Raw genomic sequence first — 23,177 nt, 5'->3', positions numbered from 1 at the left:
GTTATAATTATGAACAGAATAATAATGGAAAAAAGTACTGTAATTCGGCTGTTGTCTTTTGTTTTATTTTTGATAGGTGTGACTGCTTTTTGTCAAAAAAAAGGAAGTGCTGCAAAATCGACTCCAAATGTTATTATCATTTATGCTGATGATTTAGGCTATGGAGATTTGAGTTGTTATGGAGCCACCAAAATCAAAACTCCAAATATTGATAAATTGGCAGCTCAGGGAGTTAGAATGACCAATGCACATGCTACGGCAGCGACTTGTACTCCCTCGCGTTATTCGCTGATGACAGGACAATATCCTTGGCGAAAGCAGGGTACTGGAATTCTTCCTGGTGATGCCGCATTGATTATTCCGACAGATAAACTGACCTTGCCTTTACTGTTTAAAAAAGCAGGATATACAACAGGTATTGTCGGGAAATGGCATTTGGGAATAGGCGATTCGGTAGAGAAAAATTGGAATCAGGAGTTAAAACCAGGACCAAATGAAGTTGGATTTGATTATTCTTTTATTTTTCCTGCTACTGCCGATAGAGTTCCGACGGTTTTTGTTGAAAACGGAAAAGTACTTGGTGCAGAGGCTTCCGATCCAATTATGGTGAGTTATAATAAACAAATTGGAAATGATCCGATCGGTGCAACACATCCTGAATTATTGAAAATGAAAGCATCTCTCAATCATGGACATGATGGTACAATTGTTAACGGAATTGGACGAATCGGTTTTATGAGTGGTGGGACAAAAGCTCGCTGGACAGATGAGGAAGTACCTCTTACTTTTTTAGAAAAAGCTAAATTGTTTATGGAGCAAAACAAGAACCAACCTTTCTTTTTGTATTATTCAGTTACTGAGCCCCATGTTCCGCGTATGCCATCAACTGCTTTTAGAGGGAAAAGTGAATTGGGTTATCGGGGAGATGCCATTCTGCAACTTGATTGGTCAGTGGGAGAAGTGATGAAACAGTTGAAGTATCTTGGTATAGAAAAAAATACAATAATTGTATTTTCCAGTGACAATGGTCCTGTTTTGGATGATGGTTATCAGGATGAGGCGGTCTCAAAACAAAATGGGCATAATCCCTGGGGAGCATTGAGAGGAGGGAAGTACAGCGCGTTTGAAGCAGGAACACGAGTTCCGTTGATTATCAATTGGCCAACTCAAATTAAGCCAAAAATTAGCGATGCACTTGTATCACAAGTTGATTTTATTGCTTCTTTTAATCAGTTATTGGGAATGAATATCAAAAATGATGAGTTTTTAGACAGTCAGAATATGTGGGAAGCCTTTATTGGGGAAAGTAATTTTGGAAGAGAAGTGTTGATAAAACAAGGAGGCGCATATTCGGTGATTAAAGGTAATTGGAAATATATTAAAGCTCAAAAAGGGGATTCTTTTTGGCCATTACAGAATATTGAAACTGGTACTTCTGAACTACCTCAATTGTATGATTTAAGAAAGGATATAGGAGAGATAAATAATTTAGCAAGTCAATTTCCTGAAAAAGTTAAGGAATTAGAAAAGTTTCTAAACGAAAAGCTAGATATAAAAAAGTAATGCAAAAAAATAAATGTAAGAAAATATAATATTTTGTTAAAAAAGGCATAATTGCATAATTTAATTTTGCCTTCTTTTTTATCCTAGGTTTTACGCGAATTCTGAATGTTTAGCGGGGAATTATTCTGAGGTATTATTGTATTTGTTTTATATGTAGGGAGTTGAGGAGTTAAATTTTAATATTTTGGATGAAAATATTGGAAAAAAATATTTTTAAAAAAAATTACTAAAACGTTTTTGTAAATCGATTTATTTTATATATTTGTTAATATAAAATTAAGTAGAGTTTAAGAAAGAATTAACTTTTTATGAAAAAAATGATCACTATAAAGGATATCGCCAAAGCAGCAAACGTATCAGTTACAACTGTTTCCTTTGTTTTGAATGACAAAGGCGAAAAGATGGGGATAAGCACTGAAGTGATCAAGAAAGTTCTTAAAGTTGCTGAAGAAATGAAATACAAACCCAATATGATTGCTAGTAGTCTGAGAACAGGTAAGACAAGATCTATTGGGCTTATTGTTGAGGATATATCAAATCAGTTTTTTTCTGAATTGGCAAAAGTGATCGAGAGCGAGGCTATAAAATTAAACTATAGAGTGTTTTATTGTAGTACTGGAGGAGATGATGTACGTGCTGTTGAATTGGTTAATAGTTTATTGCAGGCAAATGTTGATGGTTTTATTATCACGCCTACAGCAAGTATGAGAACTACTATTGATCGATTGATAGAACTTCAGCGTCCTGTTGTTTTAATTGACAGATATTTTGAAGGACAAAATGTAAGTCATGTAGTGTTGGATAATTTTGAAGGAGCTCAAACAGCAACTCGTCATCTTTTGGAAAAGGGATTTGAAAAAATTGCATTTGTAACTATTTTTTCTGAGTTGGTTCAGATGCAATTGAGAAAAGAAGGATATATAGATGCGTTGAAAGAGGTGGGGTTATATGATGATTCAAGAATTCTTGATTTGGAATATCATATTACTGAAGAAGAGCGTATAGAAAAGATCATTGATTTTTTGAGTAAAACTCCAGAAATTGATGCTGTATTGTTTGGTGCCAATTATTTATTGCTTGCAGGTTTGCAATCATTTAATAAATTGAAATTGAAAATTCCAAAAGACAAGGCAGTGATTAGTTTTGACGATCATGACAGTTTTAGGTTACATTCTCCTTCTATTACTGTATTGTCGCAACCAATTGAGGAAATGGCAAAAAAAACAGTAAAGTTACTGATGAGGCAGATGAATGATAAAAGTAATTATCATATTGAGAAAGAAAAGAAGAAAGGAAGCTTAATTATAAGGGAATCGGTTTAACAAATTGACAGCCTTTTTTTTTAAAAGTAAAACTAAAACGATATAGTTGAGTTTTTGAAGTATTTAAAGAAAATTAAACAGAATATAAACAAAAAACAATTGCTTATGATATAAAAGAAGTAGAGATATGTTAATCTAGTAAACTAATTATTACCAAAATCTTGATGACGAAATAGGTAGTATTGAATTAAAGGGACTAGAATTCGATATTTTTCAGAAACAAAACCTTTTAATTAAAATAAATTCAAAACAAAAACAAAACCAAACTAATTATGAGAAAACTGTTATATGAATCGCTGTTAGTTTTTCTAATGGTGTTGTGCTTCCAAGGTGCGAATGCGCAAAACAAAACAATCTCCGGGGTAATTAAGGATAATGCAAATATGCCAGTTCCAGCGGTTACTATTAAGGAGAAAGGAGCAAAAGAAGCGGGTGCAATTTCCGATGAAAATGGACAATTTAAAATTTCTGTAAATGAAGGTGCAACTTTAATTGTAAGTTCGATAGGATTTAAAACAGCTGAAATAAAAGCTGTTGATGGAGTGAAAATTACATTAGTTAGTACAACTAACGAGCTTGAAGGTGTTACTGTTACTGCTTTGGGGCAATCTAAAAAGAACAAATCGATTGGTTATGCAACAAGTATAATTAAATCTGAAGCAATCGTAAAGACAGCTTCGCCTAACGTTGCAAACTCTTTGTATGGTAAGGCACCAGGGGTTCGTATTGCCTCTACACCAGGAGGAAATGGACAAATCAATATCCAGATTCGTGGGATTAACTCTATCACTGGTAAAAGCCAGCCACTAATCGTTCTGGATGGTGTGCCAATTCGTGATGGAGAGGTAAGTAATAACAACTATTGGGAACAATCACGTCTAAAAAGTAATGGTTTAGCAGATATTAATCCTGAAGATATTGAGAATATCTCTATCCTTAAAGGAGCATCAGCTGCTGCATTATACGGTTCTGAGGCTGTTAATGGAGTTGTATTGATTACTTCTAAATCAGGTAAAGGAAAAAAAGGCTTAGGTGTTGACTTCAGTAGCAGTTATTCAAGTAACCAACTTGCATACTTGCCAAGATTCCAATATGAAAGAGGTCCTGGTTATGCAAATCCAGCTTATTCTACTTCAGCATATTTAGCTCCAGACGGTTTTGCTCATTACGATACTGATGGTGATGGTGTTGCTGAAACTAGAGGGGTTTCAAATGGAAGTTCTAACTTTGGTATGTGGTTTGATGGTCAGCCTATTATGTCATGGGACGGTGTAGTTCGTCCTTATTCTCCTCAAAAAGATGGATACAAAAATTTGTTCCAAAATTCTTGGGATACGACAACAAACCTTGCACTTTCTAATAATACTGATAATAGTAGCATCCGTTTTTCTTATACACATAATGAATCACAAGGTTTGAGTATGGGTAACTTGAACAAGAAAAACACACTTAACTTGAATACATCATTCAAAACAGGTGAGCATTTAAAAACAGACATTATTGTGAGTTACATGAATCAAAATGTTCATAACCGTACTGTTGGTATGGATCGTTTGATAAATAACTTTACAGGTATGATTAGTCCGTTTGATAATGGAGACTGGTACAAAGCTAAATACAGAACTAGTTTAGGTTACAAATTTGTTACTGGTACAAATCAAAGTTTAACTCCAGAAGAAAACATTATCCGTAATGGTTTCAAAGCGGATGTAGGTGATTATTTTTGGAATACAAATGCAAATCAACAAGACGAAATTACAAACCGTTTGATGGCTAGTGTTACTGAAACTTATAATTTTAATAAAGAGTTTGCACTACGTGGGCGTGTTTCTACTGATTTAACTTCGGTAAATATTGAAACTGAAAACCCAGTAGATAAACCTTTGGTTTATGGATTTGGACCTGGTTCTTTTTCTATGGATTCTCAAGATTACAATATTCTTTATGGGGATGTATTGTTAACTTACAACAAACAAATCAATGAGGATTTCGGTGTAAATGCAACTCTTGGTTATTCAGGAACTACTGAAACTGGTAGTTTTTTAAATCGTTCTACGAGTGGTGGTTTAAGTGTTGAAGGTTGGTATGATATGAATGCGTCTGTAAATACGGCAACAAGTACTTCTTCAAGATATGAAGTAGTGAAAGATGCTGCTTTTGCACTTTTGGGGGGTAACTATAAAAATTATTTATTCCTTGAAGGAACAATTAGAAGAGACCGTACTTCTACAATGAACCCAAATAACAATGCATTTACTTATCCTTCTGTAAACTCAAGTTTCGTATTATCGGATGCGTTTCAATTACCAGAAGTAATTAGTTATGCAAAATTACGCGGTTCTTGGGGTATTGTGGGTAATTACCCAGACAGATACCTTGCTAACGTAGCTTACCAACAAACTACATTGGGTACGCAAGGAACTACTGCTCCAGTATTGATTACAAATTCGATGTCGGCTTATGGAAATGAGGGTATCAAACCTGAAATGAAAAATGAGATAGAGCTTGGTTTTGAAACTAAATTCTTAGACAGAAGACTTGGATTGGATTTTTCTTACTACAATGCGAAAATTAAAGATCAAATCTTACCATTGACATTGGCACCTACTACAGGAGCTAATAGTATCTTGGCTAACGTAGGTGAATTAAGCAACCAAGGGATTGAAATCGCTTTTACTGCTTCTCCTTTTAGAACTCAAGATTTTTCTTGGGACATCACTTTAAACTGGGCTAAAAATATCAACAAAATTGTAAAATTGGCTAGCGGTTCAAATGAATTATTGCATGCTGACTATGATGGAGCTGCTGCTCAATTGAAATCAGTTGTAGGTGAACCAATGGGGGGAATTTATGCACACCCAGTTAAAACAGACGCTAATGGTAATAGAATGGTTGACGCTGATGGATTCCATATGATTGATGGAGATAAATGGGTAAAATACGGAACTGCTACGCCTAAAGGTGTGGGAGGTTTATTGAATACATTTACTTATAGAAACTTAAGTTTAGATGTGAATATCGATTATTCTTATGGAGGTTATTTGATGCCTACAGGTGTTAACTGGATGAAATCTAGAGGATTGACAGAAGAAACTTTGAACAACAGTACTAATGAGCGTGGAGGTTTAACTTACTATAAAGACGCTAGTGGTCAAGGGGTTCAAGTTCCTAATAGCACTACTGCTGGACCAGCAGGTGAAACATTATACCGTGATGGTATGTTGATGGATGGTGTGACTGCAGATGGTTCTACAAATACTAATGTTATCTCTCAAGCAGGTTATTATAATATGACTTATAACTGGGGTGGACCTCAATACAGTAGCTCACGTTATGAATTGTATATTCAAGAGAATAATTATATCAAATTGAGAGAATTGTCATTAAATTATAATTTGCCATCTCAATGGGCTTCTAAAATTGGTGCTTCTAAAATAAGTTTATCTACTTTCGGACGTAACTTGTTTTTTTTCTACAGAACAATTAAAGATATGGATCCTGAGCAAACTACTGCAGGATCTAGATGGTCTCAAAACGTAAACAATTCTGGAACGACTCCAGCAACTAGAAGTTTTGGAGGAATGGTGAGAATATCTTTCTAATTTTTGATAAATCATAATTTAAAAAAACATAATATGAGAAAATTATTTTATATATCATTAGCGTCAGCGGCTGTTTTCTTTGGCTCTTGCTCGCAAGATGATTTTGCGGATGCTTATAAAAATCCTGCAAATGTAGAGGCAACAAATGTTCCTAAACAGTTTGCTGGGTTCATGAAAATCAACTATGAGGATGTAATTCCAGCATACTGGAATTATTTTACAGTGATAAGAACAACTTCTTTAACTTATACTCAAGCGCATGGCTTTACAAATTTAACGGGGCGCTATGTTCCGGGAGCAGCTGTAACCAACAGATGGGATAGATATTACAAATTTATTACCCAATATAGAGAGTTGGAAAAAGTGATGGCTGCTTTGCCTGCTGCTGAGCAGACTGAAAACAGAATCTTTACGATTGCATCAACTATTTATTTGTACGATCATACAGCAAAAATGATTGATAACTTTGGAGATATTCCTTTCTCTGAAGCTGGTAAAATTGGTTCAGTTGGAGGTAATTATGCTAATGCATTGGCTAAGTATGATAATCAAACCGAGCTTTATACTATGATGTTGGATCAATTGAAAGCTTTTTCTACAGAATTGAATTCAATTACTTTGTCTACTAAAGCGGAGTTGGAGTTCAAAAATCAAGACTTGATTAATAAAGGTAACTTGACTAGTTGGAAAAACTATTGTAATTCTTTGCGTTTGAAACTATTGAACAGAGTTTCTGCAACTTCTGCTTTTTCTGCAAGAGCAAATACTGAAATTGCTGAAATCATTGCTACAGGAAACATTGTGGATGAAAACTCAGAAAATATTGCGTTCAGAGTTTATGATCAAAATCCTGATACGGGATTGAATACTTCAGGTTTTAAAGATGCTTTGGAGTCTTGGAACAATAATGTTGCTCCAAAACCTATGATTGACCACATGAATGCTAATAATGATCCTCGTAAACCTTGGTTGTTTGAACCAGGAGTAGAAGCAGCAGGTGCTTATAAAGGACTTGATCCATTGTTGACCTCAGGAGTTCAAGATCAATTAATAGTTGATGGAGAAATTGCTACTTATAATAGATCTGTAATCAGTAGAAACAAATGGTTGCCAGGAACATTAATCAATGCTGCTGAAGTAAACTTACTTCTTGCGGAGTACTATTCAAGAACTGGTAATGCTGGTACTGCAAAAACTCATTTCGAGAAAGCTATCAGACAATCAGTTGAATATTATGTAAGATTAGGTGATAAAGCTGATGATTTAACTTGGAAACCAACAGTTGAACCAACAGTGGCTGAAGTTGATGCTTATATTGCTATTATCAACTTTGGAGGAGCTGCAACACCAGCTGCTCAATTGGAGTTAATTGCTTTCCAAAAGTATATTCACTACAATATTATGCAAGCTGACGAGTCTTGGGCTGAACAAAGAAGATTAAAACTTCCAGTTTTAACATTCCAAGAAGATGAGACAAGCAGTGTTAGAAAAACTCCACCAACACGTTGGACTTATCCAACTTCTGAGAGTGTTTATAATACAGATAATTACAATGTTGTTAAAGCAAATGATAATTTGAGTACTAAAATCTTTTGGGACGTAAAATAATCGCATTTTTAAGTTAGTTATTTTGGTTAGTAACGAGTAAACCCCAGAGTCAAATAATTATTTGACGATGGGGTTTACTTTTATTATTATATTCAAAAAATTAAATCAATTGAGAAAAATAATATTTGGTTTGTTGCTAATTCATATGTTAGGCTTGATACAATCCAAAAAAAACATAAAAAATGGTGACGATCTCCATCAAAAATTGGAAAAATTGAAAAATCAAATTGATATTGATTTGTTTAAATGTGGAAACTATCCAGAGAGCGATTCAATAAGCGTTTTGGTAATAGAAAATCCAACAACCAAAGAAGTAAATAGTAGATGATAGGTTTCGTTTAAGAAATAAAGTAGGAAGAAGTACAATATTGTACATATACCTAAAAAAAATCGGCAAACTGCGGTAAAATTTACTGCATGTTCGCCGATTTTTATTTTAAAAAGGATTTGTTTATTTTACTTGAATCATTGCTCTAAATCACTAAAAATAGATAATAGCCATAATTTTGTAGTGTTTTAGTTTTGTTTGATGAAACTTAGTGTTTGCTCATAGTTTGCAATTGATGTCAAAGCATTGTAAATGTATTGACAAACTAAAACCGCACCTTCGCTGTTAATCAATGCAGAATCATCTTCAGGCGTATGGTATTGCGGGTGTCCACCTGTGTGTAACCCGATAGCAGAAATGTCATTTTTGTAAAAAGTAACATGATCTGAACCACCAACATCTCCCGCAAAAACAATCGGACTCAGTCCACTGCCTTCCCCCAGTTTTTTCATCAATTCCACTCCGTCGGGAAAAGTGCCGGCACCACCCATATACAATTCTTTTTTGTCATTCAATCGGCCAACCATATCCATGTTCATCATTACTTTTACCGAACTTTTATCTACAGGGAGGTGATTTACAAAATATTTGGACCCCAATAATCCTTCTTCTTCTCCGCTGAAAGAAATAAAAATGATACTTCTTTTGGTTGTGATTTTATTTTCGTGAAATTTTTCCAAAATCGATAATAAAGCCGAAACTCCTGAAGCATTGTCATCTGCACCATTATGAATCGCTAGAGTGTCTTTTTTCTTGCTTCCAGAACCTTTTCCACCCCAACCCCAATGATCGTAATGAGCTCCAATCACGATGAATTCTTTTTTCAAATTTTCATCAGAACCTTCAATATAGCCTACTACATTTTGAGTAGATACACTATCGGATTTCATCTTGTTGATGTCAGGTTTTATAAATATTTTGAACGGCTGATAATAATCTCCGTTGAATTTTTTTAACCCAAACTTTTTAAAATATTTTTTGATGTAAGTGGCTGCTTGATTATTGCCTTTTGTTCCAGCAAGACGACCTTCTAATTTATCCGAAGCTAAATAGCTATCATGTTTATAGAATGTTTCAGCTGAAAATGTTGTTTGTGCGGCTCCTTTTTCGGTCGCTAGAAAAGCTACAACAAAAAGGAAAATAATTTTTTTAAACATGTATTTTAGAATTTAATTGTGAAAAAAGAAATCCTGCAGGGTTTTTAAAAGTTCCACAGGATAACAAAATTACTGTATTTGCATTTCGATTATCGTATCAATTGAATCGATTTTTACACCATCCAAATACACAAAAGTTCCCTCTGGCTGTTGCTTGAATTTCAGCTCTTTTTTGCCGTCCATCAAATAACATTTTTTGATTTTTTGTTTCATTTCTGGGATAAAAATATAATTGGATTGTTTAGGCGTATTGATGATATGTGCAAACCAAGTTTTATCTTTGGCAGTAAATACACCCCAATCTTGGGTTTTCATCACACCACCTCTGGACCCATAAATGCTGTTCCCATTTTTCTGCATCCACGTACCCATTTCTTTCAAAGTGGCTACAAATTCCGGTTGAATTGATCCGTCCGCCATTGGTCCAACATTCAAAAGGAAATTGGCATTCAAACTGGCCGCATTTATCATGTAATGAAGTAATTCTTTAGTCGATTTGTATTTTCTGTCATTGATGTTAAAACCCCAGGAATTGTTCATCGTTTCGCAGGTTTCCAAAGGTAATTGAGAAATGGATTGTCCTCCAAATCCAGATGTGTTTCCACCTGGCAAATCTTTTTCAAAGGCTTGAAAATCTTCTCCTTGAATTGGAGTTAAATGATGATTGTTTGAAATCAAGCAATCAGGTTGGAGCGAATGAATCAATTTGTATATTTCATCATAATGCCAATTTACTTTTGAAAGTAATGTTTTGTCAGTATCATTATCCAATTGATCCCAATGTCCGTCAAACCATATTCCTTCGATTTCTCCGTAGTTCGTTAATATCTCCGTCAATTGTCCTTTCATAAAACGTAAGTAGCTGTCCCAATCGCTTTTTTGAGTTCTGCCAGTTCCTTTTCCAGTTTTTCCGGTTTCGTATTGGTAGTCAGTTCTTGTCCAGTCTAAAAGTGAATAATAGCAGAACAATTTGATGCCTTCTTTGTGACATTCATCTGCCAATTCTTTTAATAAGTCTCTTTTAAAAGCTGTATTTGTAATTTTCCAATCGGATAATTTGGTGTCAAAATTGCTAAAACCATCGTGGTGACGAGTCGTGAAAGTGATGTATTTCATTCCTGCTGATTTTGCAATTCCAACCCATTTCTTGGCATCAAAATCTTGTGGATTGAACACATTAATCAACCTTCCGTATTCGGTTACTTTGATGTTTTGATTGTTCATAACCCATTCACCATTGCCAAGAACACTATAGGGACCAAAATGAATAAACATCCCAAATTTATTGTCTTGAAATTCTTTTCTGTTTTTAAGATTTCCCTCAGTTGGGGTGTACGTTTGTGCCTGTATTCCCATCCAACTCATCGAACAGAACAGCAGACTAAGTGCTAGGTTTTTCATTTTATTTAAAGGTTTGAGGTTTTTTGGAATAGCAGTGTCAACATGTATCGAAACTGCAATTAGTTAATGTATTTGATAATAATGTTATGTTTATTTTTCTCCAACCAAAAATCCGGAAACATTCCACGCACTGCTGCTGTTTCCTTCTGGTTTTCCGAGTGGAATCGAAATACGAATGGTATGTTTTCCGGGTGTAAGATTTCCTAAATCTATAAGATTCGGGTTGGTAGTTGTACCAGGACACCAGTTCGAGCGACTTTCATCAGATGAGGACAATCCATTGCCGAAATTTCCCGAAGCAGGATTACTCAATCGATACGAACCACAGTCAGTGCGCCAAGGCGTGAAGTCAAAAACTTCTTTCTCGTCAATTAAAATGGTGTTCTTTTTCTGTAAAAATTCATCACCATTTTCCCAGCCTCCATGCCCTGTTGTGGTGTAACTTAATTTGAAATTTTTATATCCTTGCGGTACTTCAAATGTCATTTCGAGTCCTTTTTCATTGTCAAACATTGTCGAATATTCTTGTCCTGCCATTTCCATCACGTTCAGTGTATTGAAAAGGGGCAAAATGAAATCGCCTTTAGGATTGTTGTCTTCGCCTTGGTGAATAGAAATGTTCAAACTTGCTTTGTGTCCCCCTGCATCGTAATTCCCAATAAACATTCCGATGTATACTTCCTGATTGCTTAATTTGGGCTGTAATAGTGAGATGTCCTGACGATAGATAACACTGTCTTGCCAAACTTTGTTTTTTAGTTCTAAATAGTTGAAATGTTTTACACCAAATGGGGTAAAAAAACGCATAACTTCCAATAAAGATGTATATTCCTCTGTTGATACAACACCTTGATATTTTTTACCGTTTCCGTTATCATAAACAGGCAATGCTTTGACTCCATTTTTTAAACCATCAAGAAATGACTGCTTTTTGTCCATTGGAATCATAAAAACCGAACCGGTTCTGTCGTAAGCGTCACCATTTGACTGCTCGGTCACATCAGCATAAATGGAGCTTCCTTTTTTAATTTCTGGGAATTTTACTTTTCTAACGATTACCGTTCCACTTGCAAATCTGAAAACGCTGTCATTGGATTTTGCATCGGAAACAAAATGAATTTGCTCTTTATTGAAAACAGGAATATTAACAAAACGGCTTTTCCAAAGTAAATCTTTATAAGTCAGTTGGTCAACTGATTGAACCGAAGGCACAGCCAAAATGGAAGGGATTGTCTTTAGAATCTCAATTTTTGTGGCTGTCAAAGTGCTGTTTCCATTGCGGATGGTTTCGAGAACCAAACCTAAATCTTGTCCCAAAACTCCTGGACCACCTTTTAATGACAATTCGTTAGTGTACCAAATTTCTATTTTATTTGAGTTCACCGATGTTGTTGCTTTTTTACAAGTGTAATTCAGAATTTTTTTGGTTTCATTACTGAATTCAAATTTTTGTTTTCCCAACGCCTCACTGTCGTGACTTAGGATTGATTTATTTGCCTTAAGTTGTGCCCATTGTGAAATGGTTTTGGTATTGAAATCAACAAAAGTTTGTTCGAATGGAAAATCTGCTTTCTGCTGCATGATTTTGTCAGAGGTGATCAAACTCAAATCTTTGGAAGCAAATAGAAACATCAAATTTTGATTTTCAACCAGTTTTCCATTTGAACTTCTTTGATATGTAATTTTAATTGCTTTTGGTACTTTTTGAGCAAAAGACAAATTGATTGCACAAAATGTAAAGAATGTAAATAAAAAATTTTTCATGTTTTAGTTTTGTTCGGTAGTGTTAGGTTGGATAAGTTGATAAAGGAATTTTATTACCTAAATCGTTTTATTAAAAACAAATATAAATAAATTACAGTATTGAAAGTATAAGGATCTAATATAATTATTTTTCAATCGCATATGAACATATTATTTTTATTTAAATCAAAAAGGTGTTTTTATTACATCATTTGCTGAAAATCAGCAGTTTTGCTATAACGTTTTAGTTGAAAATATATTTTAGTAAACATTACTAAAAATCAGTAGCTTACATTTTTGTTAAATATTTTTTTTCATAAGATAAAAAAACTATTTTTGTCATATGTATGAACATTTGAACAAACTGCCTTTGCTGGATCACGACAGCAAGATTCCGTTGCATAAGCAAGTGGAAGAACAATTGCGTGAATTAATCAAACATCCCGATTTTAAAGACGGTGAATTATTCCCAAAAGAAGTCGATTTGGCTAAACGTTGGGGGATTTCCCGCAACACGCTTCGTCAGGCAATTGCCATTTTAGTAAATGAAAATCTTTTGGTTCGAAAAAAAGGTTCTGGAACACGGGTTTCTCAAAATCGTATCACCACTAATCTGAACAATTGGATGAGTTTTACTCACGAGATGGAGGATATGGGATTGGAGTTTAAAAACCTTTCTGTGAATGTGGAAATGGTTCAAGCCAGTGCCAAAGTTGCCAAAAATTTGCAGATTAATGAAGGTGATGAAGTCCTGTTTTTGCAACGCACACGAAGTATTGATGATAGTCCGATGGTGTATTTTGAATCTTATTTTCATCCGAGAATCGGTCTTTCAATTGAAGAAGATTTTGAAATTCCTTTATACGAAATACTAGGCAATAAGTACAATGTGGTTCCAGTGTATTCGCAGGAAGAGCTCAAAGCCATTGCAGCGAGCAAACGAATTTCTACCACTCTGAAAATTGAAAAAGACCAACCTGTTCTGGAAAGAAGACGTGTGGTACTTGACACGGCCAGAAAACCTATTGAGTACAATATTTGTTATTACCGAAATGACTGGTTTACTTATACGATAGAAATAAAACGTACGATTTAAAAGGAATGAAAAAAATAGGAATTGATGTAGGTGGAAGTCATGTAACTGTTAGTGTTATCGAAAATAATACTGATGGAAAACTTCCACAGACAATAATGAGAAAGGAAATTAATGCAAAAGAAAACCCATCTGCCATTATTTCGGTAATTGGAAATTGTATTAAAGAAGTTTTAAGTGATGGAATCCTTGTTGATGCAGTAGGAATCGCTTTTCCAGGGCCTTTCAATTATGAGAAAGGTGTGAGTGAAATTAAGGGAGTGGGCGGGAAATTTGAACCGACTTTTGGTGTTAATATCCAACAAGGGCTTAAAAATTTTACGGGTTTGAATACTGTTCCTTTTGTATTTGCCAATGATGCCCATTGTTTTGCCGAAGGAGCTTATTTCCGTCATCAATTGAAAAGCAATAGAACAACTTTCTTGACTTTAGGAACAGGCTTTGGTTCGGCTTTTATGATTGATGGAGATTTGGTAGAAAAACATCTAGACATACCAGAAAATGGTGTGTTTTATAACAAACCATTTCTAGGTACAATTGCTGATGAATGTTTTTCGACTCGTTGGATTTTGGCAGAATACAAACGTCTTTCAGGAGAAACTATAGAATCGGTAAAAGCTATTGCAGGTTTAAATACAGATATTTCCAATGCCGTTTTTGAAAAATTTGGCGCCAATATGGGGACTTTTCTTTTTCCTTGGTTTGAAAAATTTGGATGCGAAGAACTCGTTATAGGTGGAAATATTTCGAAAGCCAAAGCTTTGTTTTTACCAGCTTTGAAAGAAAAATTGAATTCATTAAAAATAAAATTAAATATAGTTTTCTGCGATGATGCTGAACAAAGTATTCTGAGAGGAGCGACAATTATTGCAGACAAGAAAAATAAAATACAAATGGAAAAAGAAATTCAGTCCAAAAGAAAGACCACACAACCTTTATTGCCAGTGAATGCGGTCGTAAAAACGAATGCCGAATATAATGTTTTCCCTTCTTTTCATACTAATTCTGAAATTTTTGTAGGGTTTAAATCTTTGGCGAATGCGATTGTTAAACAAAAAACGGTTGTCATTGACGGATTTGGTGGTGTTCTTTGGGAAAATTTTAAAAATCATTTGAATTCTGCTTTGACTGAAAAAAAGGTGAATGTGCTTTGGTATGACATCGATTCCTGTTTAAAATCTTCTGAAGAAATTGATGTAATGATCAAACCGAATCTAAATGGTGATGACCCAGTTTTTGGGAAAAGATATTTAGGGGAACTTTCGGATTTCTTCGATGTAGAAAAATTGAATTTGTTGCAACCTGATACAACTGCTGATGTTTGTATCGTTTATGGCACGGGAGCTTCTTTAGCTAATTGGGAAGGAAAACTGATTTATGTAGATGTTCCTAAAAACGAAATTCAATACCGAATGAGAGCGTGTTCGACTAAAAATATTGGTTGTACCGATACTTTGGTATACACTCAAATTTACAAAAGAATGTATTTTATCGAATGGCCGGTTTTGAATGCTCACAAAGAGCGGTTGTTGCCAAAAATAGATTTGATAGTTGATGAACAACGTATCGATGAAATCACCTGGATGCAAGGAAGTGATTTTAGAAGTGCATTGAATTTGATGTTGGAAGGTCCTTTGCGAGCCCGTCCTTGGTTTGAAGCAGGAGTGTGGGGTGGTCATTGGATGAAAAATCATATTGCCGATTTGAATCAAGACGAAGTGAATTATGCTTGGTCTTTCGAATTAATCACTCCCGAAAACGGAATCGTTTTTGAAGGAAATAACCATTTATTGGAAGTTTCTTTTGACTTTTTGATGTTTAAAGACAACAAAAAAGTATTAGGAAAAGCGGCTGACCGTTTTGGAAATGATTTTCCTATTCGTTTTGACTATTTGGATACTTTCGATGGAGGAAATCTTTCGGTGCAATGCCATCCGCGTCCGGAGTACATTAAAGAAAATTTTGGTGAATCGTTTACGCAAGATGAAACCTATTATATTTTGGATTGTGCTGATGATGCAGATGTTTATTTAGGCTTCACAGACGATATTAATCCCGAAGAATTCAAAAACGCTTTAATCGAGTCTCAGGAGAAAGCAGAACCGATAGAAATTGAAAAATATGTGCAAAAATACAGAGCAAAAAAACATGAATTGTATTTGATTCCAAACGGAACGATTCACGCTTCTGGAAAAAACAACATGGTTTTGGAAATCAGTAGCACGCCATATATTTTTACTTTCAAAATGTACGATTGGGTTCGCCCGGGATTAGACGGAAAACCTCGCCCTATCAATGTTGAACACGGATTCAAGAACGTTTATTTCGACAGAAAAGGGGAAAGGGTTGCAAACGAATTTATTTCAAAACAAAACGTAGCGAAAGAATTTTCGAATGGTAGAAAAATGAACTTACCAACTCACGAAGAACATTTTTATGCTGTTGATCGTTATGAATTCACAGGTAAAATCGAGATTGAAACCCACGGGCAATGCCATATTTGTATGCTAGTTGAAGGGGATATTGCTGAAGTATCTGTTGGAGAAAATTCCCAAACATTCAAATATGCTGAAACTTTTGTGATTCCGGCAAATGTACCGAAATACAAAATCAATTATAAAGGCGACAAAAAGGCGTTTGTGGTAGTTTCATATGTAAAAGATAGCTGGTGCTAAAACAAACCAAATAAACTATTAAAAAATATACCACATTTAAGAACCAAAATTATTATGGAAAGAAAAGGAACAAATTATTTTATATCTCTAATTACGCTTATTGCAGCGTTAGGAGGTTTTTTATTCGGTTTTGATATGGCCGTTGTAAGCGGGATTATCGAACCATTGAAATTTCAATACGGATTATCATCTGCACAGGAAGGATTATTTGTGTCCTGTGCTTTATTGGGATGTATTGTGGGTGTGGCTTTTTCAGGTTATTTGAGTGATAAAATTGGAAGAAGAAAAGTATTATTTATTTCCGCTGTATTATTTTTAATAAGTGCCGTTGGTTTTGCTTTTTCGGAAGCTTATCCAATATTGATTTTTTTCCGCATTCTTGCCGGTATGGCTGTGGGTGTAGCTTCAAATGTTTCACCGCTTTATATTTCTGAAGTGGCGCCTTCGCAAAAACGTGGAAAGTTGGTTGTATTTTATCAACTTGCTATAACTGTAGGGGTTTTGGCGGCTTATATTAGTAATTTATTTTTACAAAAATATGCTACCGCGAATGCTGGAGACGGTAGTGGTTTGATGCATTGGTTATTTGTTGAAAATGTTTGGCGTGGAATGTTTATTGTTGGTGTAATTCCTGCAGCCGCATTTTGTTTGCTTTTGGTAATTGTTCCTGAAAGTCCACGTTGGTTGGTGCAATACGGAAAAAATGTTCAGGCTTTGGATATTTTAACCAAAATAAATGGAGAAGAAACAGCTCGTTTAGAGTTGGCTTCCATCAAAGAAATGGCCGGTCAAAAATCAGGAGGGTATAAAGAATTATTGCGTTTGCCACTACGTAAATTATTGACTTTGGCTATGGTACTTACTGCTTTGTCTCAATTCAGCGGTATAAATGGGGTGATTTTTTACGGGCCAACCATTTTAAAATCTGCAGGTATTGTTACAAGCGATGCATTGTTTTATCAGGTTATATTGGGTGCGGCCAATGTTCTCTTTACATTTATTGCCATTTCAAAAGTAGATACTTGGGGACGTAGACCTTTATATATTGTGGGTTCGCTTTGCGCCGCTTTTGCATTGGCATTGACAGGCTTTTGTTTTATGATGAATATAACAGGCTGGTTCATGTTGTTTAGCATTATCTTATTCCTTTTCTTTTTTGCCTTTTCTCTAGGACCATTAAAATTTGTCATCTCAACTGAAATTTTTCCAACTCATATCAGAGGAACGGCTTTATCTATGTGTATTATGACCATGTGGGTTTCTGATTGGGTTGTGAATTTATTGTTTCCAATGATGAGAGATGGATTGGGAATAGCAACTACATTCTTTATTTTCTCTTTCTTCTGTATCCTTTCTTTTATTTATGCAAAAAAGAAACTGTTTGAAACCAAAGGAAAAAGCCTAGAAGAAATTGAGAAAGAATGGAATTCTGATTTGAATATTGAAAAGGATTTGTCTGCTAAGAAAATGGAAGTTTTGGAAGAAATCGAATAGGCGTAAATCATGAAATTACAATTTTATTATCCAAGATGGGGCTCAGAAAATATCGATTGGGAGCAATTTTGCCAAAAGGTGAAACAAGCCGGATATGATGGAGTGGAAGCTCCAGTACCGGAATCTGTCAAGGAGCAAAAAATAATTTTGGATGCGCTGAAAAATTACGATTTAAAGTTAATTGGTCAATACTATCAATCTTTTGAAAAAGACTTTGAGGAGCACAAAACCAATTATGCCAAGGAGTTGTATATACTAGCTTCGGCGAAGCCTATAAAAATTAATGCGCAAACAGGTAAAGATTATTTCAGTTTTGAACAGAATGCTGAATTGTTTGCTATCGCCAATAGAATAACTCAAGAAACTGGTATTACTATTTGTCATGAAACGCATCGGAATAAGGCTTTATTTGCTGCTCATATTGCTTATGATTTTTTGAAAAAGTTGCCTGAACTAAAAATAACAGCCGATTTTTCACATTGGTGCAATGTAGCCGAAAGTTTGCTTGAAGATCAGGAAGAGGCTCTTGATTTGGCTTGTAAGCAAGTTGGACATCTTCACTCAAGGGTAGGGCATTCGCAAAGTGCACAAGTTATTGATCCTCGCTTGCCGGAATTTAAAAACGAATTGGAAGCACACTTGAAATGGTGGGATGCAATTGTAAAAGACTATAAGGACACTAAAGAAGAAGCATTAACGATTACGACTGAATTCGGTCCAGCGCCATATATGGTTCATTTACCTCATACGAATATGCCTATAGCCAGTCAATGGGATATCAATATACACATGCTGCACATGCTGAAAGAAAGATATTGTGAATAAAAATAATTGCTTTTATAAGCTTTAAAAATAATAGTTATGGAAAACGTAAAATTAAATTTTTCAAAAGATTTAGCCGATTATGGTCATCCAATAGGCAATATGTTTGTTCAGCCAAAAACTGCAAAAGATTGGGAACAATACATGTTGTCTGAAGAACAAATTGCTTCCTTTAAAAGAGACGGATTTGTAAGAGGAATTAAAATCCTAACAGAAGAGCAAGTAGATATACTCAACAGTGAACTTGTAAAATTGCAAACCGCAAATGAAGAGGATAAAAAATTATTTTATCACTACGAAAGTAATGAATCGGAAGATCCAAGTAAAGTTCTTTTTCATGCCATCGGAGCTTGGCGTTTGACTCCCGGATTCCATGATTTATTATGGGCACCTGCATTTCGTATGGCTGCTTATCAATTGTTAGGACAATCTTTTAGGGTTTTTCATGATCAATTGTTTTGTAAGCCGGCTAAGCATGGAGGAGTAGTAGCATGGCATCAGGATTATTCCTATTGGACCTTTACTAAACCGATGCATCATCTTACTTGTTGGATAGGTTTGGATGATGCTAATAAAGAGAATGGATGTCTTTATTTTGTTCCGGGAAGCCATAAATGGGGCTTACTTCCGATTACAGGATTAACAGGGGATATGGATTCGGTAAGAACAGTGTTGAATGAAGAACAATTGGAAGCTTTTGAAAAAAGAGTAGCAAATGAGTTACTAAAAGGATATGCGAGTTTTCATCATCCTTTGACAATGCATGGTTCATATTCCAATACTTCAGAGCGTCCCAGAAGAGCCACAGTTCTAAATGCGATGAGTTCTACTACCTTAGGTAATACTGAAGGTTATTACAGACTTGAAGCTTTACATTCCTTTCCAGCGATGCCGCAGGATCAAGTACTGGATAGTAATTTTTTCCCACTTCTTTTTGATGGGGATAAAGAATTAGAAGCTTTTGGAAAAGACATTCCTAAAGTTGATTATAGAGAATTTTATGATGTTTTATAATAGAGCAATGGAATCAAATAAAATAATTTCGGTATTAAAAAAAGGCTTTTTAATTGTGTTAGCATTTTTGACGCAAAATACATTTGCCCAGAATGATGTTCCTTTTTTCGGAAAAATCAATTGGATTAATGGTTTTTCCAAAGAAATCAGTGGTGAAAATATTAGCTATAATTCAGCTTTTCAGGATTATGCCACTGTGGCACTTTTGACGAGAAACACTGATGGAAATAAGATTATAGAATGGGAAACAGCTCCTGTGCCAAAAGGCACTAAAGGTGATTATGTTTATTTCGGCTGGGTAGCAGGACATTCAACAGGAACTAGTAGTGGTGACAGAAATTTTGATTTGTATGTAGATAGTAAAAAGGTTCTGACTTTTACAACTGTACCAAAAAATCAAAAACCGAATTGGGTTTTCAAAGCAGAGGATGGATCGGCATTGGCGTTTCAGCAAACTAAGTTGGATGGAGCGAATGACTCACAAGGATATGCCTTCTTGCGTCTTCCTGTGAGTAAAGTAAAACCGGGACAAGCTGTGCAAATCAAAATTGTTGGTCAGAAACAAAACAGCAGTGATTGGTTCATGACTTTCAAATTTGCATTTGAGGAAAATGTAAATATCGTTCCTACGCCTTTTCTTTTGAAAGATGGTACCCAATCTATTGCACTCACTGTTTTACATTTTGGAAAAGAAGAAACTGTAAAGGTGAAAATCAATGACAAAGAAAATCATACTTACACTGTAAAAGATGGAATGAACACTTTTGACGTTCCAGTTGCAGCTGTGAGTAAAGAGGAAAAAATAAAAGTGCAGGCAACCGTTGGTAGTAAAGTTTATATCAATGACTATTTTGTCATAAAACCTGTCGTGTACAGAGAATTTCACTTATTGCATCATTCTCATACTGATATAGGTTATTCTCATTTACAGCCGGAGGTTTTGAAAATTCACAATAAAAATATTGATGATGCGCTCGAAATGATTGAAAAAACAAAATCATATCCTGAAGAGGCAAAATTCAAATGGAATGTTGAGTCTATTTGGGTAGTTGAGAATTATTTGAAAGAAGCTTCTCCTGCCAAAAAAGAGAAGTTTGTTGCTGCTGTAAAAAATGGAGATATTTTTCTTTCGGCTTTGTATGTGAACATGCTTACTGGTATGAGCCAGGCCGAAGAGATGTTTCATTATACTGATTATGCGGCCAAACTGCGTAAGGAATTTGGATTTAACATAAACAGCGCAATGATTTCTGATGTACCGGGCTTTGCATGGTCAACGGTAACGGCTCTTTCAAAAGGAGGCGTGAAATATTTCTCTATTGGTTCCAATTTTATGGGATTGGATCATCCATATATGGGAGACAGAGCTGGTCATTTCTTGAAAAATTGGGGAGATAAACCTGTTTGGTGGACATCACCTTCAGGTCAGGAAAAAGTATTGTTTTGGGCTGGTGCCAAAGGGTATTCGTCTTGGCATGGTATGCAACCAGGTGTAATTTTTGAAAGAGGATCTAAGAAAATCGCAGACTATTTGAATGAACTGACTGCGAATAATTATCCTTATGACATGGTGCAATGGCGTTTTAATATTATTGCGGATAATGCTGCGATTGAACCCAATGCTTCTGATTTTGTAAAAAAATGGAATGAAAAATATGCCTCTCCAAAACTGGTTTTGAACACTACGGAGAAAATGTTCGAAACTTTCGAGAAAAAATATGGTGATAAAATCCCGACTGTAAAAGGTGATTTGACTCCATATTGGGAAGATGGTGCGATGTCAACAGCTGAGGAAGAAGGGAAAAACAGGGTGAATAGTTTGCGTCTTCAACAATTGTCGACACTTTATACAATGTTGAATCCTAAAAAATACAATCAGCAAAATTTCTACGAAGCGTGGAGAAATATCATCATGTTTCATGAGCATACTTGGGGAGCTCATAACAGTACAACCGAGCCAGATTTACCTTTCGTGACTGAACAATGGCGTATAAAAAGACAATTTATGCTCGATGCAGACACACAAATTAACGCATTAGAGAAAAACTTGTTTGAAGCAGTGAGTAATTCGCAATCTAAAAAAATTGCAGTTTTCAATACTTCATCTTGGAAAAGAACCGGATTGGTAATTGTTCAAACTGTTGTTGAGGGTAAATCGGTAAAAGATGCAAGCGGTAATATTTTGCCATTGCAAAAATTGAGCAACGGAAAATATGCTTTTATAGCAAAAGACGTACCTGCTTTTGGAGCTGTTACTTATGAAATTACAAACAAAGAGGCATCAGCTTTGACCAACAAATTCGTTTTGGGAGAAAATTCATTATCCAATGGAAAGATTGAATTCAGTTGGGACAAAAACAATGGAAGTATAACGAATCTAAAAACCATTTCTGATTTTAATTATGCAGGTGATTTTAAAAATCAAGGATTAAACAGTTATTGGTATGTACCTGGATTAAATCCAGAAGAAGTACAAACGAACGGAAATGTCCAGGTTAAAATTATCGAAAAAGGACCAGTTATGACAGCTGTTTCGATTACTTCAGATGCTCCCGGTGCTAACAAACTGGAGCGTATCATTTCGCTTTACAACGGAAGTGATGAAGTGTTGATTCAGAATGTTTTGGATAAAAAAGCAATCCGTACTAAAGAAGGAGTTCACTTTGGGTATCCGTTCAACGAACAGTTTACCAAAACCACTCTTGATGCCGGTTACGGATCAATGGAATTTTTGAAAGATCAATTAGCGGGATCAAATATGGATTACCTGTATGGAAGAAGATGGGTGGATGTTTCTGCTGGAGATAGAGGAATTCAGTGGATGTTGTTGGAGTCGCCTTTGGTGGAACCTAACAGTATCATTGATGAAAGAAGAGAGGTTGTTCCTAACCATAAGGAATGGAAAAAATCAGAGAAACCAACTTCGACTTGGTTCAGTTACGTGATGAATAATTATTGGCACACAAATTATAAGGCAGATCAGGAAGGAATTGTAAATTTCAAATATGCACTTCGTCCACACGCTGCCGTAAATGACACCGAAATGGAAAAAGAGGCTTCCGAATTTACGCAGCCTTTGATTGCATTGACAATTAAGGAAGATGTGAAACTACCTTCCAATCTTTTTGAACTGACCAATTCAAAAATAGTCGTTACCAGTTTGACACCAAATGAAGATGGTACAATATTGATGCGTTTGTTCAATCCGGAACAATCGGAACAAGAAACCAAATTTGTATGGAAATCTTTGACACCAAAATCGATTATTGATGTGACTACTGGAAAAGAAAAATCAAATTCATCTGAAATCACCATGGTGGGAAGCGGCGTTTCGGAGTTTATATTGAAGAATTAG

Annotated in this window: 14 protein-coding genes; 11 read left to right on the top strand and 3 right to left on the bottom strand. The window is 35.2% G+C overall.

What is annotated here, in order from left to right; translation table 11 throughout:
* Nucleotides 1–9 precede the first annotated feature (9 nt).
* From J2W95_RS06775 to J2W95_RS06755, 5 genes are all read left to right on the top strand, one after another.
* The gene (locus tag J2W95_RS06775; protein ID WP_310005271.1) at nt 10–1,563 is read left to right on the top strand and encodes a sulfatase family protein; all 1,554 of its coding nucleotides are present in this window, start codon (nt 10–12) and stop codon (nt 1,561–1,563) included.
* Between the two features lie 308 nt (nt 1,564–1,871).
* Nucleotides 1,872–2,885: a LacI family DNA-binding transcriptional regulator gene (locus tag J2W95_RS06770; RefSeq protein ID WP_310005269.1), complete on the top strand. Its 1,014-nt coding sequence runs from the start codon at nt 1,872–1,874 to the stop codon at nt 2,883–2,885.
* A gap of 272 nt (nt 2,886–3,157) precedes the next feature.
* Nucleotides 3,158–6,487, top strand: coding sequence for a SusC/RagA family TonB-linked outer membrane protein (locus J2W95_RS06765; protein WP_310005267.1), 3,330 nt, complete (start codon nt 3,158–3,160; stop codon nt 6,485–6,487).
* Between the two features lie 33 nt (nt 6,488–6,520).
* On the top strand, nt 6,521–8,095 hold the full coding sequence (locus tag J2W95_RS06760; protein WP_310005264.1) for a SusD/RagB family nutrient-binding outer membrane lipoprotein: 1,575 nt from the start codon (nt 6,521–6,523) through the stop codon (nt 8,093–8,095).
* Nucleotides 8,096–8,204: 109 nt separating this feature from the next.
* A complete protein-coding gene (locus tag J2W95_RS06755; RefSeq protein ID WP_310005262.1) occupies nt 8,205–8,423 on the top strand; it encodes a hypothetical protein in 219 nt (72 codons plus the stop codon).
* 188 nt (nt 8,424–8,611) lie between these two features.
* Here the strand turns inward: J2W95_RS06755 and J2W95_RS06750 are convergent, their stop codons facing one another.
* The 3 genes from J2W95_RS06750 to J2W95_RS06740 all read right to left on the bottom strand — a co-directional run bounded on the left by J2W95_RS06750 (nt 8,612) and on the right by J2W95_RS06740 (nt 12,745).
* On the bottom strand, nt 8,612–9,580 hold the full coding sequence (locus J2W95_RS06750) for a M20/M25/M40 family metallo-hydrolase (RefSeq protein ID WP_310005260.1): 969 nt from the start codon (nt 9,578–9,580) through the stop codon (nt 8,612–8,614).
* A gap of 69 nt (nt 9,581–9,649) precedes the next feature.
* A complete protein-coding gene (locus J2W95_RS06745) occupies nt 9,650–10,981 on the bottom strand; it encodes an alpha-L-fucosidase (RefSeq protein WP_310005258.1) in 1,332 nt (443 codons plus the stop codon).
* 90 nt (nt 10,982–11,071) lie between these two features.
* Nucleotides 11,072–12,745: a GLPGLI family protein gene (locus J2W95_RS06740; RefSeq protein WP_310005257.1), complete on the bottom strand. Its 1,674-nt coding sequence runs from the start codon at nt 12,743–12,745 to the stop codon at nt 11,072–11,074.
* Between the two features lie 322 nt (nt 12,746–13,067).
* On the opposite strand from J2W95_RS06740, the gene J2W95_RS06735 reads away from it, so the two are divergent.
* The 6 genes from J2W95_RS06735 to J2W95_RS06710 are packed head-to-tail and all read left to right on the top strand — an operon-like array spanning nt 13,068 to nt 23,177.
* A complete protein-coding gene (locus J2W95_RS06735) occupies nt 13,068–13,820 on the top strand; it encodes a GntR family transcriptional regulator (protein ID WP_310005255.1) in 753 nt (250 codons plus the stop codon).
* Nucleotides 13,821–13,825: 5 nt separating this feature from the next.
* The gene (locus J2W95_RS06730) at nt 13,826–16,492 is read left to right on the top strand and encodes an ROK family protein (protein ID WP_310005253.1); all 2,667 of its coding nucleotides are present in this window, start codon (nt 13,826–13,828) and stop codon (nt 16,490–16,492) included.
* 54 nt (nt 16,493–16,546) lie between these two features.
* The gene (locus tag J2W95_RS06725) at nt 16,547–17,986 is read left to right on the top strand and encodes a sugar porter family MFS transporter (protein ID WP_310005251.1); all 1,440 of its coding nucleotides are present in this window, start codon (nt 16,547–16,549) and stop codon (nt 17,984–17,986) included.
* A gap of 9 nt (nt 17,987–17,995) precedes the next feature.
* Nucleotides 17,996–18,811, top strand: a complete 816-nt coding sequence (locus J2W95_RS06720) for a sugar phosphate isomerase/epimerase family protein (protein ID WP_310005248.1) — start codon at nt 17,996–17,998, stop codon at nt 18,809–18,811.
* Between the two features lie 36 nt (nt 18,812–18,847).
* A complete protein-coding gene (locus tag J2W95_RS06715) occupies nt 18,848–19,822 on the top strand; it encodes a phytanoyl-CoA dioxygenase family protein (RefSeq protein ID WP_310005245.1) in 975 nt (324 codons plus the stop codon).
* 7 nt (nt 19,823–19,829) lie between these two features.
* Nucleotides 19,830–23,177, top strand: a complete 3,348-nt coding sequence (locus J2W95_RS06710) for a glycoside hydrolase family 38 N-terminal domain-containing protein (RefSeq protein WP_310005243.1) — start codon at nt 19,830–19,832, stop codon at nt 23,175–23,177.

The sequence above is a fragment of the Flavobacterium granuli genome (genome assembly GCF_031456055.1).
GTDB lineage: Bacteria > Bacteroidota > Bacteroidia > Flavobacteriales > Flavobacteriaceae > Flavobacterium > Flavobacterium granuli_A.
This window is presented reverse-complemented; position numbering and strand designations above follow the sequence as displayed.

What these genes read in the sequence shown, in the direction of transcription:
- J2W95_RS06740 (WP_310005257.1), bottom strand. Translation starts at nt 12,745, where the DNA reads ATGAAAAATTTTTTATTTACATTCTTTACATTTTGTGCAATCAATTTG.
- J2W95_RS06725 (WP_310005251.1), top strand. Translation starts at nt 16,547, where the DNA reads ATGGAAAGAAAAGGAACAAATTATTTTATATCTCTAATTACGCTTATT.
- J2W95_RS06715 (WP_310005245.1), top strand. Translation starts at nt 18,848, where the DNA reads ATGGAAAACGTAAAATTAAATTTTTCAAAAGATTTAGCCGATTATGGT.
- J2W95_RS06710 (WP_310005243.1), top strand. Translation starts at nt 19,830, where the DNA reads ATGGAATCAAATAAAATAATTTCGGTATTAAAAAAAGGCTTTTTAATT.
- J2W95_RS06745 (WP_310005258.1), bottom strand. Translation starts at nt 10,981, where the DNA reads ATGAAAAACCTAGCACTTAGTCTGCTGTTCTGTTCGATGAGTTGGATG.
- J2W95_RS06730 (WP_310005253.1), top strand. Translation starts at nt 13,826, where the DNA reads ATGAAAAAAATAGGAATTGATGTAGGTGGAAGTCATGTAACTGTTAGT.
- J2W95_RS06775 (WP_310005271.1), top strand. Translation starts at nt 10, where the DNA reads ATGAACAGAATAATAATGGAAAAAAGTACTGTAATTCGGCTGTTGTCT.
- J2W95_RS06720 (WP_310005248.1), top strand. Translation starts at nt 17,996, where the DNA reads ATGAAATTACAATTTTATTATCCAAGATGGGGCTCAGAAAATATCGAT.
- J2W95_RS06760 (WP_310005264.1), top strand. Translation starts at nt 6,521, where the DNA reads ATGAGAAAATTATTTTATATATCATTAGCGTCAGCGGCTGTTTTCTTT.
- J2W95_RS06765 (WP_310005267.1), top strand. Translation starts at nt 3,158, where the DNA reads ATGAGAAAACTGTTATATGAATCGCTGTTAGTTTTTCTAATGGTGTTG.
- J2W95_RS06750 (WP_310005260.1), bottom strand. Translation starts at nt 9,580, where the DNA reads ATGTTTAAAAAAATTATTTTCCTTTTTGTTGTAGCTTTTCTAGCGACC.
- J2W95_RS06735 (WP_310005255.1), top strand. Translation starts at nt 13,068, where the DNA reads ATGTATGAACATTTGAACAAACTGCCTTTGCTGGATCACGACAGCAAG.
- J2W95_RS06770 (WP_310005269.1), top strand. Translation starts at nt 1,872, where the DNA reads ATGAAAAAAATGATCACTATAAAGGATATCGCCAAAGCAGCAAACGTA.